Consider the following 14,555-nt stretch of genomic DNA (forward strand, 5'->3'; position numbering starts at 1 on the left):
TGGGCGATCTGACGCCAAGCCAGACCGAAGTTACGGAGCCTGTTACGCTCGATGTGGACTGACCAACGGGGATTGAAACGTCTCGCAGCGGCGCTCTGCGCGCTGCAAATGGCGTTCCCCGCTGCCGCACAGCAGCGCGATGAGCCGCTTTCCGTAATCGACTGGCTGTCGAATTCCGTGGCGACCCCGGTCGTCGCCGCGCGCCCGCATGAGGCACCGATTTCCGACAATGCGCTCCCCGCCGATGTGACGGTGCGGCCCTTGGGCGCGCCCGCCCCCGATGCGGTGGGGCTGTTTTCACCCAATGTGTCGGGGCTCAGCCGGGATTTCTGGGCCGGGTCCGAGCCTGAGCGCATCATGGAGCTTATCCGCAGCATGCCCGCCGAACCGCTTCCGGCGGTGCAGGCGCTGTTTCGGACGATCCTCCTGACCAGCCTGACGCCGCCTGCGGGAATCGATCCGCCGGGTCTGCTCTATGAGACGCGGATCGACGCGCTGCTGGCCCGTGGCGCGCTGGAGGAGGCCGCAGCCCTCTTGGCCCGCGCCGATGTGGTCGACCCGGATGTATTTCAACGCGCCTTCGACGTGGCGCTTTTGACCGGGCAGGAGGATCAGGCCTGCGCCCGGATGCGCCGCACGCCCGGTATCGCGCCCTCGTTCCCGGCGCGAATCTTCTGCCTTGCGCGGACCGGGGATTGGCCCGCCGCGGCCCTGACGCTGGGCACGGCGGAGGCGCTGGGACAGTTGGCCGAAGGCGAGGATGCGCTGCTGTCGCGGTTCCTCGATCCCGAACTGTTTGAAAACCTGCCGCCCCTGCCCCGCCCGCTGCGCCCCTCGCCGCTGACCTTCCGCATGTTCGAGGCGATCGGCGAGCCGGTCCCAACCTCTGCCCTGCCCGTGGCTTTTGCCCATTCCGATCTGCGCGGCAATTCCGGCTGGAAGGCCCGGATCGAAGCGGCAGAGCGGCTGGCCCGGCGCGGCGCGCTCGACCCCAATGCGCTGCTCGGCATCTGGACCGAACGGGCGCCTGCGGCCTCTGGCGGGCTGTGGGACCGGGTGGGCACCGTGCAACGGCTGGATGCCGCGCTTCAGGCAGGCGTGCCCCGGGACATCGCGTTGGCGCTGGAACCCGCATGGGACGCCATGCGCGCCAGCGGGCTGGAGGTGCCGTTCGCGGAACTTTTCGGCGCGGCGCTGATGCACCATCATCTGCCCGGACCGGCGGGCGAAATGGCGTTCCGCATCGGCCTGCTCTCCACCGCCTACGAGGCCGTCGCGCTGGACCGGATCGGCATCCCCGACAGCCCCGAAGCCCCGCTGCCCCCGATCCCCGAAGGACTGGCCGACACCACCCGGTTCTTGCTGGCGCTGGCCCGTGGCACCCCGGCGGATGTGCCCGCGACGACGACGCTCAGCCGCGCCATTCAGGACGGGTTCAACCGCGACACCGAACTGCGCCAGCCCTTCCCCATGCTGCTGGAGGACGGGCTGACCGGCGAAGCCGTGTTGCAGGCGCTGCACCTTTTTGACAATGGCGCCGGGGGCGACCCCTCCGACATCGCCACCGCCATCGCCGTGCTGCACCGGCTGGGCCATGAGCGTGTCGCCCGCAGCGCCGCGCTGCAATTGCTGCTGACCGGGCCCGACGCATGAGCGACGCCCCCCGCCCCGTCCCCGATCATCGCTGGATTTCCGCCTTTCTCGAAGCGCAGGCCGCCGAACTCGACGCCGCGCAGAACACCTTGCTGGCCTATGGCCGGGATCTGAAGGACGCCGCCGAATGGCTCGCCGATCAGAACAGCGGCTTCGCCACCGCGACCCGGACCGACGTTGAGGATTACCTGATCCATTGCGAGGCACAGGGACTGGCCAGCAGCACCCGCGCCCGGCGGCTTTCGGCGCTGAAACAACTGTTCCGCTTCGGCTTCGAGGAAGGCTGGCGCGCCGATCATCCCGCCCTGCGGATCAAGGGACCGGGCCGGACCAAGGCGCTGCCTAAGACCCTGACCCACGACGAAATCGACCAGTTGCTCGACGCCGCCACCCGCACCGGGCGCAGCCCCCGCGACCGCGCGCGCAACGCCTGCATGATGCAACTGCTCTACGCCACAGGGATGCGGGTTAGCGAACTGGTGTCGCTGCCGGTCGGCGCGGCGCGGGGCGATCCGCGTATGCTGCTGATCCGGGGCAAGGGCGGCAAGGAACGGCTGGTGCCTCTCTCCCCGCCAGCCCGCGCCGCGCTCAGCGGCTGGCTCACCGCCCGCGACGAGGCCGAGGATGCCGCCCGTGCGAAAGGCGTGCCCGCGTCCCGCTTCCTGTTTCCGTCGAACGGGGCCGCCGGGCATCTCACCCGCCACCGGTTCTATCTGCTGATCAAGGAACTGGCCGTCGAGGCGGGCGTCAGCCCGGCCAAGGTGACGCCGCACACCCTGCGCCACGCCTTTGCCACGCATCTGCTGGAAGGCGGCGCGGATCTGCGCGCGATCCAGACCTTGCTCGGCCATGCCGATATTTCGACCACCGAAATCTACACCCATGTGCTCGACGAACGGCTAAAGGCGCTGGTGCTGCAACACCATCCCCTCTCGCACCCGCCCGCGGAGCCCGCGCCGCAACCCGACGCAGCCGACGTAGAAACCGACGCACAGGACGGGACCGGAACCGTCTAAACGGCGCCCCATCCCTCAAAGTTCATACGGTATCTGAGGGGGGAAGCAGTCCGGGGCGACGCGCGCGCGTCGCCCCGGACCGGGAAAGTCACGGCTGAACCGTGGCCTTCGTGATCATATCGGGCTGCGAGACCGCGCCGTTCTGACGCTGGTCGCCCTTCTTGATGGCATCGACCACATTCATGCCGTCGACGACCTGCCCGACGACGGTGTAGCCGCCATTCAGGTGCGGTGCCGCGTCGAACATGATGAAGAACTGGCTGTTGGCGCTGTCGGGGCTGGCCGAACGGGCCATGCCGACGGTGCCGCGCACGAACGGCCGGTCCGAAAACTCGGCCGCCAGATCGGGCTTCGATGAGCCGCCCATGCCGGCACGGGCGGTATCGCCCCCGGCCTTGCCAAATTCGACATCGCCGGTCTGCGCCATGAAGCCGTCGATCACGCGGTGGAACACCACGTTGTCATAGGCGCCTTCACGGGCCAGTTCGGTGATCCTGGCGACGTGCTGCGGGGCCACATCATCGAACAGATCGATGGTGATGCTGCCCGTGGTGCTGCCCCCGATGGTCAGAACAAGGTTCGGACCGGCCCCGTCCTGCCCCTGCGCCTCGGCGCCGGAAAACAGGGCGAACCCGGATACGAAGGCCAGCCCGACACCCAGCAGCCCGCCCATCAGCGCGCGGCGTGTGCGACGGGCCTCAGACATCGGCGGCCACCTTGACGGAAATCATCTGATCGGGGTTCGCGGGCGGCTCGCCACGGGTGATCGCGTCGACATGCTCCATGCCTTCGATGACCTGACCGTAGACGGTGTATTGCCCGTTCAGGAAATCGTTGTCCTTGAAGTTGATGAAGAACTGGCTGTTGGCCGAATTCGGGTTGGCCGAACGCGCGGCGCCCAGCGTGCCACGGGCATGCGGCAGGCGGGAAAATTCGGCAGGCAGGTCCGGCAGGTCCGAGCCGCCGGTGCCAGCGCGCGACGTGTCGCCGCCCGCCTTGCCGTTGGCCACATCGCCGGTCTGGGCCATGAAGCCATCGATGACGCGGTGGAAAATGACGCCGTCATAGGCACCGGCGCGGGCCAATTCCTTCATCCGCTTGGAGTGCTCGGGGGCGACGTCGGACATCAGCTCGATGACGACATTGCCGCCTTTCAGCTCGATGATGACGGTGTTTTCGGGATCCTTGATCTCGGCCATGTGTGGGCTCCTCATGTCAGTCGCCCGGACCCTATGCGCTTCGCCCGGCAAGATAAAGAGCAGCGATGCCCCCGCCCGCAGATGCGCAGCGCCCTGCTTGCGCGGCGGCCTCTGTGCACAGCGGGTCCGCAGAATGCAGTGGCGCGAATATGGGCCGGACGCTTGGCGCACGCTCCCCCTGTTGCCGACACGCCCGCACCGCGCCTTGCCCCCGCGCCATCGCGCGCGAAGCCCGCACCGCGCCCGCCACCGCTCGCCTGCACAGCCCCCACCGCAACGGGCGGCACCCCGCCCGCCCCGGCCTCTCCCGCGCCGCCGCCTTGACCCCGGCGCGCTGATCGGATCGAACTGGGCGCAACGCTCCGGCCCCCATGCCGGGGTTCCGAATATAAGCGCCCAGAGGAGACGCATTGATGGCTTGGAAGACCCTCGACGACATGGACCTGAGCGGCAAGACCTGCCTTGTCCGCGTGGATATCAACGTGCCGGTCGAGGATGGCCATGTCACCGACGCCACCCGGATCGAACGGATCGTGCCGACGGTGAAGGCGATCCTCGATCAGGGGGGTAAGCCCGTCCTGCTCGCCCATTTCGGCCGCCCGAAGGGTCAGGTCGTGCCCGACATGTCGCTGCGGCAGGTGATGCCCGCGCTGGAGGCCGCGCTGCCCTGCCCGGTCTATTTCGCGACCGATTGCATCGGACTGAAGGCCAAACAGGCGGCAAGCGATCTCGCGCCCGGCTCCGTCCTGCTGCTGGAAAACACCCGGTTTCACGCGGGCGAGGAAAAGAACGATCCGCAATTCGCCGCCAGCCTCGCCGCGCTGGGGGATGTCTATGTGAACGATGCGTTCTCCGCCGCGCACCGGGCCCATGCCTCGACCGAAGCCATCGCGCAGCTGCTGCCCTCCTGCGCCGGTCGCCTGATGGAGGCCGAACTGAAAGCGCTCGAAGCCGCCCTTGGCGCGCCGGAACGCCCGGTCGTGGCGGTGGTCGGCGGGGCCAAGGTTTCGACCAAGCTGGAGCTGCTGGGCAACCTCGTGACCAAGGTCGACACGCTGGTGATCGGCGGCGGCATGGCCAACACCTTCCTCGCCGCCAAGGGTCACAGCGTCGGCAATTCGCTGGCCGAACGCGACATGACGGGCACGGCGCAGGAAATCATGGCCAGTGCGCGCGAGGCGGGCTGCCGCATTATTCTGCCCGTCGATATCGTCGTGGCGCGGGAATTTGCCGCCAATGCCGCGCATGAGGTGCTGGACGCCGAATTCTGCCCCGATGATGCGATGATCCTCGATGCGGGCCCTAAAACCGTCGCCGCCGTCGCCGCCGCATTCGACGAGGCCCGCACGCTGATCTGGAACGGTCCGCTGGGCGCGTTCGAAATCACGCCCTTCGACGCCGCCACCAATGCTGCGGCCCAGCAGGCCGCCGAGATGACGCGCGAAGGCCGCCTGATCTCCGTCGCCGGCGGTGGCGACACGGTTGCCGCGCTCAACAAGGCCGACGCGGCAGAGGATTTCACCTATATCTCCACCGCCGGGGGCGCGTTCCTCGAATGGATGGAAGGCAAGACCCTGCCCGGCGTCGCCGCGCTCGGCGCGTAACGCGACAAGCGGTGCGGGCATTAGGGGCACTTGTCATCCAAGCCGCCCCTAGTGCCACGCCGCCACCTGAGGCACCACGCAAGCCTGCCCGTGGGATGGCGCTGAGACACTTGAGCGGGTGTGCTTTATCCCAGCCAAATACCTCCCCGCTCTAAGGTCAGCGTGAGCCTCTAAAAGCGCCAGCCCGCCGGAACGGGCAGGCGCTCGCCCGCGCGGCCTTCGGCCTTATTCGCGGGCGGGTGCGCTGCGTTCTAAGGATGCTCCGCAGCCCAACGCTTAAGCACCACGCCAGCCTGCCCGTGGGATGGCGCCACGACGGTTGTGCGGCGCACTTTCTCCTAGCCAAATACCTCCCCGCTCTAAGGTCAGCGTGAGGTGGCAAAGCGCCAGCCCGCCCGGACGGGCAGGCGGTCGCCCGCGCGGCCTTCGGCCTTATTCGCGGGCGGGTGCGCTGCGTTCTAAGGATGCTCCGCAGCCCAACGCTTAAGCACCACGCCAGCCCGCCCGTTAAGCACCACGCCAGCCTGCCCGTGGGATGGCGCCGCCACGGCTGACCGGCGCGATTTATCCCAGCCAGATACCTCCCCGCTTTAAGGTCAGCGTAAGCCTCTAAAGCGCCAGCCCGCCGGAACGGGCAGGCGCTCGCCCGCGCGGCCTTTGGCCTTGTTCGCGGGCGGGGCGCGCCGCTGGGGCGTCCAAGGCAGGAGGCACCGCACGCCCCGTCAAGCGCTCGTTTACGAACCGCGCGCGCCGGGCGGCACCCCTGCGGATGGCCTGCCCGCGCGCAGGCAATGCACCGCCGAAAAACCCCGTCCAAACCACGGCTTGAAACTATTTCCCCTGCGTTAGCGCCACCAGTGTTGCACCGCCGCGCTGGCGCTCTAAACCCAACTCGACGCAACTTGAGAAGGACCCGATCATGAAAGCCACCCGCACCGTCCAGCGTATCCTCGCCAATTACGAGGGTGAGACCCCGGGCGTGAAGGCGAAGCTTCACGGCATGCTCATGCAGGGCAAGCTGAGCGGCACCGGCAAGATGATCATCCTCCCCGTCGATCAGGGGTTCGAGCATGGGCCCGCGCGCAGCTTTGCGCCCAATCCCGCCGGCTACGACCCGCATTACCACTACCAGCTGGCGATCGACGCGGGGCTCAGCGCCTATGCCGCGCCGCTTGGGCCGCTGGAGGCAGGGGCCGACACGTTTGCGGGCGCGATCCCCACGATCCTGAAGGTGAATTCCGCCAATTCGCTGATGTCCGGCACGGCGGGCAAGAACCAGGCGATCACGGCATCGGTCGATGACGCGCTGCGCATCGGGGCTTCGGCCATCGGCTTTACCATCTATCCCGGCTCCGACTGCGCGCTCGACATGTTCGAGGAGATCGTCGAGATGCGCAAGGAAGCCGCGGCCAAGGGCATCGCCACGGTGATCTGGTCCTATCCGCGCGGCGAGGCGATCACCAAGGACGGCGAAACCGCCATCGACGTGGCGGCCTATGCGGCCCATATCGCCGCCCTGCTTGGCGCGCATATCATCAAGATCAAACTGTCGACCGATCACCTGATGCTGCCCGAGGCCAAGAAGGTCTACGAGGAGCAGAACATCGCCATCGCCGAACAGGCCGAACGGGTGAAACATTGCGTCGATGCGTCGTTTGCGGGCCGCCGACTGGTCGTGTTCTCGGGCGGGGCCAAGAAGGGCACGGACAGCGTCTATGACGACGCCCGCGCCATTCGCGATGGCGGCGGCAACGGCTCGATCATCGGGCGCAACAGCTTCCAGCGCTCCCGCGAGGACGCGCTCGACATGCTGCAAAAGCTGATCAACATCTACAAGGGCAAGGAATAAACCCTTCGCCCCTGCCCGCGCCATCAGGCGGGCGGGGGCATACGCGGCCCGCTCGGTCCCGTGCCGATGCCGATACCCGTGCCTGTGCCCGTCTCAGTGCTGGTTCTGCGGCAGCCCGTCCGAAAGGCTGTAATAATCGCCCTTCTCGGCCACGAAGATATGCATCTCCAGCGTCGTGCCGGTGGCGTCATCGAAGAGCCCCATCGCAACGGATGTCCAGTCGCGTTCCACAGGATCCCAGAACAACGTCGCGCCGCATGTGCCGCAAAACCCGCGGCGCACCTTTTCGGAGGAGCGATACCAGCGCACGGCATCCTCGCCCGTGACGGTAAGCTGCGCTTGCGGCACATCGACGAATACGCCGTGATGTCCGGTATGTTTGCGGCACTCGGTGCAATGGCAGGCATCGGGCTGCGCCAGCGGCCCGTCCACCGCGATCCGCACCGCGCCGCAGAGACAGGAACCGGTGATCGGGGGCAACTTACCCATGGGTAATGTCCTTTCTGACGAACTTACCCATGGGTAACCTGCGTTCCCCGCGCTGACAAGACCGCCTAAAGCGGCCTCCCCCGACACCGGTGCACGGCGCTCACTCCGCCGCGCCGACCGCGGGGTTGTTGGGGTGCTGCGTCCAGTTGGCATACTCCGCCGGGACGGTTTTGCCGGTGCGGGGGTCTGTGGTGCCCGCGGGCAGTTCGGTCATGGTGATGCAGTCTTCGACCGGGCAGACATTGACGCACAGGTTGCAGGCGACGCATTCGTCGTCCTTGACCTCGAACACCCGGCCCGGATGCATGGCGATGGCTTGGTGGCTGGTGTCTTCGCAGGCGGCAAAGCAGCGGCCGCACTGAATGCAGAGATCCTGATCGATGCGGGCCTTGGCCGTGTAGTTGAGGTTCAGATATTGCCAGTCGGTGACATTGGGCACCGCGCGGCCCGATACCTCGGCGACCGATGCATAGCCCTTCTCGTCCATCCAGCTGGACAGGCCCGCGGTCATTTCCTGCACCACGCGGAAACCATAGGTCATGGCGGCGGTGCAGACCTGTAGGTTGCCCGCGCCAAGCGACAGGAACTCCGCCGCGTCGCGCCATGTGGTGATCCCGCCAATGCCGGAAATCGGCAGGGTGGCGGTGCCCGCGTTGCGGGCGATTTCGGCCACCATGTGCAGCGCGATGGGTTTGACCGCCGGGCCGCAATAGCCGCCGTGGCTGCCCTTGTCGCCGATGCGCGGCTCGGGGCACATCCGGTCCAGATCGACCGAGGTGATGGAGTTGATCGTGTTGATGAGGCTCACCGCGTCGGCCCCGCCACGCTGGGCGGCCTCGGCGGGTTTGAGGATGTCGGTGATGTTGGGCGTCAACTTTACGATCACGGGCATCCGGGTTGTCTGCTTACACCAGCGGGTGACCATTTCGATATATTCGGGCACCTGCCCCACAGCGGAGCCCATGCCCCGCTCGGCCATGCCATGCGGACAGCCGAAGTTCAGCTCCACCCCGTCGGCGCCGGTTTCCTCGACCAGCGGCAGGATCGCTTTCCACGCCTCTTCCTCGCAGGGGACCATGAGCGAGACGAGCACGGCGCGGTCGGGGTAGTCGCGCTTTACCGCCTTGATTTCACGCAGGTTTTGCTGCAACGGGCGGTCGGTTATCAACTCGATATTGTTCAGTCCCAGAAGCCGCCGGTCCGCGCCCCAGATCGCGCCGTAGCGGGGGCCGTTCACGTTGACGACGGGCGGCCCTTCGGAGCCCAGCGTTTTCCAGACGACCCCGCCCCAGCCCGCTTCGAACGCGCGGCGGATATTGTATTCCTTGTCGGTGGGCGGTGCCGAGGCCAGCCAGAACGGGTTTGGACTTTTGATGCCGACGAATTCGCTTCTCAGATCAGCCATTGTTCTGGTCTCCTTTGGCGTGCCGGACCCAAGCCTGTCTGTGGCGGGCGGCGGCTATAAGAAAGGCCCCGTGCACCTGCCCTGTCAGGCGGCAAAGGCCGTGGGGTCTGCGCCCGCTTCGGTCAGGCGGGCCGTCGCACCGGCGCGGGTGTCTTCGGTGAATTCATCGGGGTGGCGCAGGATCACGGCCTCCCCCGTCAGATCCGACATGCCACGCGCGATCAGTTCGGCGAAGGCCGGGTTTTCGGCGGTGGCGGTGGCGAAATCGGCCAAGGTCTTAACCTCGCCTACGCGAGTGATCTTCTGGCGGACACGGGTCAGGCGCACGGCTTTGCCCTTCTCTTCGCGCATCAGTTGCTCGAACGCGTGGATGGTCTGCCAGAAATCATGGGCAAGGCTGCCGGGCTCGGCCTCCACATCCGTCTGCACAAAGGCCAAGCGGCGGAAAGCCGCTTCGCGCACATCGTCGGCATCGAGCCGTTCGGCGTTGCGCAGCAGGGCGCGCAGCCCGTCGGCATCGTCCATATCCGGAATGCGTGCCAAGGCGGAGGCACTGCGCGCGGCGGCTTCCTTGGCGGAGGGGGCGGCGGTCTTCGTGGGCTTGCGTGCGGGGCTCATAAGGGGGTCCGATCCATTAAGGTCTGGTGGATATCCTCAGCCGCATCGCGGCCTTGGGCCACGGCAGTCACGGTGAGGTCATCCCCGCCGGTAGCACAGTCCCCGCCTGCCCACACGTCTTGAACAGAGGTGCGCCCCGCCCCATGCACGGCAATCTTGGACCCGGCGAGCGACAGATCCACCGGCGCGCCATCCAGCCGCTGGCCGATGGCCTTGAACACCTGATCGGCCTTCAGGGTGAGGCTTTCGCCCGTGGGCACCAGCCCGTCGGCCCCGTCGGTCATAAAGGCCAGTTCCACCCCCTGCACCGCGCCGCCGTCGGCATGGATGCGCACAGGCGCGGCGTTGGTGAGGATGCGCACGCCCTTGGACGCCGCAAGATCCTGTTCATAGGTCGACGCGCCCATGCGGTCGCGGCCCCGGCGATAGACCAGCGTGACGTTTTCCGCGCCCAGAAGCCGCGATTGCACCGCCGCATCCACCGCCGTCATGCCGCCGCCGATCACGACCACGTCGCGGCCAATGGCGATATGGGACAGATCCGGCGTTTGGCGCAGCTCGCCGATGAAATCGACCGCATCGCGCACGCCCGGCTGATCTTCGCCCTCGGCGCGCAGGGCGTTGACCCCGGCCAGACCGACCCCCAGAAACACAGCGTCATATTCGGTGCGCAGCGCATCGAGGCTTAGCGCCTCGCCCAGCTTCATTCCGGTTTCCAGGGTGATGCCGCCGATTTGCAGCAGCCAGTTCACCTCGGCCTCCGCGAATCCGTCGACGGTCTTATAGGCCGCGATGCCGTATTCGTTCAGCCCGCCGGGCCGGGGGCGCGCGTCATAGAGGGTGACGTCATGGCCCTTCATCGCCAGCCGATGCGCGCAGGAAAGTCCGGCAGGCCCGGCCCCGACGACCGCGACATGGTGGCCGGTCGGCTCGGCGCGGGTGAAGGGATGGATGCCGCGCGCCATCAGGCTGTCGGTGGCGTAGCGTTGCAGGCGTCCGATCTCGACCGGTTTGCCTTCGGCCACCTCGCGCACGCAGACCTCCTCGCACAGCTGCTCGGTCGGGCAGACCCGCGCGCACATACCACCCAGAATGTTGACGTCGAAAATGGTCTTGGCCGCGTCGCCGGGATGACCCGCCTGTATCTGACGAATGAAAAGGGGGATGTCGATCGTGGTGGGACAGGCCGTGGCGCAGGGCGCGTCATAGCAAAAATAACAGCGATCAGCGGCGACCATCGCCTCATGGGCGTCGAGCGGCGGATGCAGATCGCCGAAGTTGCTGGCATAGGCGTCCGAGGGCAGCCGCGCAGGCACGATCCCGGGTGTCGTCTGGCTGTTGGACATCGGCTGTCTCCCGCTTGACTGTGACGTCAATCACGCTGGCACGGGTCAAATTTTTTATCAAATGGTAAATTTCCTGCCAGGACTGTGAGGGGGCATTGCGGCGAACGGCCCGGCGGATTGCCTGAATTATCAGCAAAGCCGCGCGCAACCACCTGTAAACTGTCGCTAAAATGGATCAAAACACCAAAATATCGATAAGTTTGACCGCTTTTCCTTTAAGCCCATGACGCGTATAAGCTGCGCCACACGAGAGCAGAGGCCCGGCGAGCGCGCGCACCTGCATCAGACAGGAAACCGCGCCATGAGACCGGGGTGCAGAGGGTCGGAGATATCAGATGACCAAACATGACGAAGACGTGGCCTTCATCCAGGCGCTGGCGGAGCTGCTGCGGGCCAATGACCTGACCGAACTTCAGGTCAAACGCGACTACGGCGAAGACGACAGCCTGAATGTGCGCGTCTCGCGCCAGATGCATGTGCAGCAGGCCGCGACCATCGCAGCCCCCGCCGCCGCACCGGCACCTGCTGCCGCACCGGCCCCCGCCGCCGCGCCGGCAGCCGAAGGTGCAGGCGATCCCGCCGATCATCCGGGTGCCGTGCCCTCGCCGATGGTGGGCACCGTCTATCTTCAGCCCGAGCCGGGCACGCCGTCCTTCGTGTCGGTGGGCGACACCGTTACCGAAGGTCAGACGCTGCTGATCGTCGAGGCGATGAAGACGATGAACCAGATCCCCGCCCCCCGCTCGGGCAAGGTGAAGCGCATCCTCGTGGAGGATGGCGCACCGGTCGAGTTCGGCTCGCCGTTGATGATCCTTGAATAAGGCGCGAGGCCCCATGTTCGACAAGATCCTCATCGCCAACCGGGGTGAAATCGCCCTGCGTGTGATCCGCGCCTGTCGCGAGATGGGCATCGCGTCCGTCGCGGTGCATTCCACCGCCGATGCCGATGCGATGCATGTGCGGATGGCCGACGAAAGCGTCTGTATCGGACCGCCGTCGGGCACCGAAAGCTACCTGTCCGTTCCGGCCATCATTTCCGCCTGCGAGATCACCGGCGCGGGCGCGATCCATCCCGGCTATGGCTTTCTGTCCGAGAACGCGAATTTCGTGCAGATCGTCGAGGATCACGCCCTGACCTTTATCGGGCCGTCGGCGGAGCATATCCGCATGATGGGCGACAAGATCACCGCCAAGGAAACCATGCGGGCGCTGGGCGTGCCCTGCGTGCCCGGATCCGAAGGGGGTGTGCCGGATCTGGACACCGCGCGCGTGGTCGCCGAGGAGATCGGCTATCCGGTCATCATCAAGGCCACCGCCGGTGGCGGCGGTCGCGGCATGAAGCTGGCGCGCACGGCAGCCGATCTCGACACCGCGTTCCGCACCGCCCGGTCCGAGAGCAAGGCCGCGTTCGGCAATGACGAGGTGTATATCGAAAAATACCTCGGCAAGCCGCGGCACATCGAGATTCAGGTCTTTGGTGACGGCAAGGGCAACGCCGTTCATCTGGGCGAGCGCGACTGTTCGTTGCAGCGGCGCCACCAGAAGGTGTTCGAGGAGGCCCCCGGCCCCGCGATCGACGCCGAAACTCGCGCCCGCATTGGCGCCACCTGTGCCGACGCCGTTGCGCGCATCGGCTATTCCGGGGCGGGCACGATCGAGTTCCTGTATGAAAACGGCGAGTTCTATTTCATCGAGATGAACACCCGTTTGCAGGTGGAACATCCGGTGACGGAAGCGGTGTTCGGGGTCGATCTGGTCCGCGAGCAGATCCGCATCGCGCAAGGGGAATCGCTGTCGTTCTCTCAGGACGATTTGCAGGTCAACGGCCACGCCATCGAGGTGCGCATCAACGCCGAGAAGCTGCCGAATTTCTCGCCCTGTCCGGGGCGGGTGCAGACCTTCCACGCGCCGGGCGGTCTGGGCGTTCGGATGGATAGTGCGCTCTATGGCGGCTATTCGATTCCGCCCTATTACGACAGCCTGATCGGCAAGCTCATCGTGCATGGGCGCGACCGTCCCGAGGCCTTGGCCCGGCTGCGGCGCGCGCTGGGGGAGTTGGTGGTCGACGGCATCGACACCACCGTTCCGCTGTTCGACGCGCTGTTGCAGGAGCCTGACATCCAGACCGGGAATTACGACATTCACTGGCTGGAACACTGGCTGGAGAAAGGCTTTGGCAAGGGCTGAGGCCTGCGTCCCACGCTGACCGATCACAGGCGGTGCCCCAGGCGGGGTGCCGCCTGTTTCGTATGGGGCCGCCCCGCATGGCATCGGCCTGTCGCGGCGTCGCGCCCACGCGGGGGGTCGGGTCGCGAAATCGGCACCTGACAGCCCTGCGGGTGCGTGCTACATCGCCCCCAGCCTTTTGACAGGAAACGGAAGAGACTGAGGACAATGCAGACACCCCGCAAGACCCTCGCCCTGACAGTGCTGATGCTGGGCCTGGCACAGCCGCTCGCCGCGCAGGACACCACCCCCGCCGCGCCCGCCGCCGAAGGCACGCCCGCCGCAGAGCCGCAGGCCGACGCCCCCGCCGAGGGGCAGACCAGCGGCACCGTCGATGGCGCCGACACCAACGGGCTCGACATGGGCAGCCCCGCGGAAACCGGCAATGGCGTTGGCGACACCTACATCAAGGAAGTCTCCGGCGACTGGGAAATCCGCTGCGTGCGCACCGAAGCGGGCAACGATCCCTGCCAGCTCTATCAGCTGCTCAAGGACGGCAACGGCAATTCGGTTGCTGAGATGAGCATTTTCGATCTGCCCTCCGGCCAGCAGGCCGTGGCCGGGGCGACCATTATCACACCGCTCGAAACGCTGCTGACCCAGCAGATCCGTCTGTCGGTCGATGGCAGCCAGGGCAAGCGCTACCCGTTCACGCTCTGCACCCGGATCGGCTGCTTTGCGCGCGTGGGCTTTACCGAGGAGGACGTGAACGCGTTCCGCCGTGGGGCTGCCGCGCAGATCACCATCGTGCCCGCTGGCGCGCCGGATCAGACCGTGGACCTCGCCGTGTCACTTTCGGGCTTCACCGCCGGTTACAGCGCGATGGCCGCCTCGAACGCCGAAGCGCGTCAGGCCGCGCAGTAACCCCTGCGACAGATCAGAGTTGCAGAGGGCGGGCCGATGGGTCCGCCCTTTCGCGTTTTGCGGGCGGGGGGTGAGGAGGCGGGGGTGCGCGACGGGAGCCTGCCCGTGGGGTGGCGCTGCTGCGGTTGGGCGGGTGTGCTTTATGGTGCCACATACCTCCCCGCTTTGAGGTCAGCGTGAGGTGACAAAGCGCCAGCCCGCGGGGACGGGCAGGCGCTCGCCCGCGCGGCCTTTGGCCTTGTTCGCGGGCGGGTGCGTAATGTTCATCGGTCGCGGGTCGGTAGAA

Annotated in this window: 13 protein-coding genes; 7 read left to right on the top strand and 6 right to left on the bottom strand. The window is 66.8% G+C overall.

The annotated features are described in order from the left end of the window. Positions 1-72 precede the first annotated feature (72 nt). Both CBW24_RS10135 and CBW24_RS10140 read left to right on the top strand, forming a co-directional pair. Positions 73-1,653 carry a hypothetical protein gene (locus CBW24_RS10135; protein WP_232529684.1) on the top strand — a complete coding sequence of 527 codons (1,581 nt, stop codon included), beginning with the start codon at positions 73-75 and terminating at the stop codon, positions 1,651-1,653. Continuing rightward, a complete protein-coding gene (locus CBW24_RS10140; RefSeq protein WP_097373517.1) occupies positions 1,650-2,669 on the top strand; it encodes a site-specific tyrosine recombinase XerD in 1,020 nt (339 codons plus the stop codon). The genes CBW24_RS10135 and CBW24_RS10140 overlap by 4 nt, the downstream gene beginning before the upstream one ends. A gap of 88 nt (positions 2,670-2,757) precedes the next feature. Here CBW24_RS10140 and CBW24_RS10145 read toward each other — a convergent pair whose 3' ends face one another. Continuing rightward, positions 2,758-3,375, bottom strand: a complete 618-nt coding sequence (locus CBW24_RS10145) for a peptidylprolyl isomerase (RefSeq protein WP_232529686.1) — start codon at positions 3,373-3,375, stop codon at positions 2,758-2,760. Next, positions 3,368-3,868 carry a peptidylprolyl isomerase gene (locus tag CBW24_RS10150; RefSeq protein ID WP_088661739.1) on the bottom strand — a complete coding sequence of 167 codons (501 nt, stop codon included), beginning with the start codon at positions 3,866-3,868 and terminating at the stop codon, positions 3,368-3,370. The genes CBW24_RS10145 and CBW24_RS10150 overlap by 8 nt, the downstream gene beginning before the upstream one ends. 413 nt (positions 3,869-4,281) lie before the next feature. Between CBW24_RS10150 and CBW24_RS10155 the strand changes: the two genes are divergently transcribed. After that, positions 4,282-5,472: a phosphoglycerate kinase gene (locus CBW24_RS10155; RefSeq protein WP_097373518.1), complete on the top strand. Its 1,191-nt coding sequence runs from the start codon at positions 4,282-4,284 to the stop codon at positions 5,470-5,472. A 919-nt stretch (positions 5,473-6,391) separates the two neighbouring features. Continuing rightward, positions 6,392-7,321, top strand: a complete 930-nt coding sequence (locus CBW24_RS10160) for a class I fructose-bisphosphate aldolase (RefSeq protein WP_088661737.1) — start codon at positions 6,392-6,394, stop codon at positions 7,319-7,321. Positions 7,322-7,414: 93 nt separating this feature from the next. Here the strand turns inward: CBW24_RS10160 and CBW24_RS10165 are convergent, their stop codons facing one another. The 4 genes from CBW24_RS10165 to CBW24_RS10180 form a co-directional block, all read right to left on the bottom strand. Continuing rightward, on the bottom strand, positions 7,415-7,810 hold the full coding sequence (locus tag CBW24_RS10165; RefSeq protein ID WP_088661736.1) for a GFA family protein: 396 nt from the start codon (positions 7,808-7,810) through the stop codon (positions 7,415-7,417). Positions 7,811-7,910: 100 nt separating this feature from the next. After that, positions 7,911-9,215, bottom strand: coding sequence for an NAD-dependent dihydropyrimidine dehydrogenase subunit PreA (gene preA / locus CBW24_RS10170; RefSeq protein WP_097373519.1), 1,305 nt, complete (start codon positions 9,213-9,215; stop codon positions 7,911-7,913). 84 nt (positions 9,216-9,299) lie between these two features. Continuing rightward, positions 9,300-9,833: a hypothetical protein gene (locus CBW24_RS10175; RefSeq protein ID WP_097373520.1), complete on the bottom strand. Its 534-nt coding sequence runs from the start codon at positions 9,831-9,833 to the stop codon at positions 9,300-9,302. Next, positions 9,830-11,179, bottom strand: coding sequence for an NAD(P)-dependent oxidoreductase (locus CBW24_RS10180; RefSeq protein WP_097373521.1), 1,350 nt, complete (start codon positions 11,177-11,179; stop codon positions 9,830-9,832). Before CBW24_RS10180 ends, CBW24_RS10175 begins: the two co-directional genes overlap by 4 nt. A gap of 335 nt (positions 11,180-11,514) precedes the next feature. Here CBW24_RS10180 and accB point away from each other — a divergent pair, with 335 nt between their 5' ends. The 3 genes from accB to CBW24_RS10195 all read left to right on the top strand — a co-directional run bounded on the left by accB (position 11,515) and on the right by CBW24_RS10195 (position 14,269). Further along, positions 11,515-12,000 carry an acetyl-CoA carboxylase biotin carboxyl carrier protein gene (gene accB, locus CBW24_RS10185; RefSeq protein ID WP_088661732.1) on the top strand — a complete coding sequence of 162 codons (486 nt, stop codon included), beginning with the start codon at positions 11,515-11,517 and terminating at the stop codon, positions 11,998-12,000. Between the two features lie 13 nt (positions 12,001-12,013). Next, the gene (gene accC / locus CBW24_RS10190) at positions 12,014-13,366 is read left to right on the top strand and encodes an acetyl-CoA carboxylase biotin carboxylase subunit (protein WP_088661731.1); all 1,353 of its coding nucleotides are present in this window, start codon (positions 12,014-12,016) and stop codon (positions 13,364-13,366) included. Between the two features lie 207 nt (positions 13,367-13,573). After that, entirely contained in the window at positions 13,574-14,269 is a 696-nt protein-coding gene (locus CBW24_RS10195) for an invasion associated locus B family protein (protein WP_097373522.1), read from the top strand. Positions 14,270-14,555: the final 286 nt, after the last annotated feature.

Source organism: Pacificitalea manganoxidans, assembly GCF_002504165.1.
Lineage (GTDB): Bacteria > Pseudomonadota > Alphaproteobacteria > Rhodobacterales > Rhodobacteraceae > Pacificitalea > Pacificitalea manganoxidans.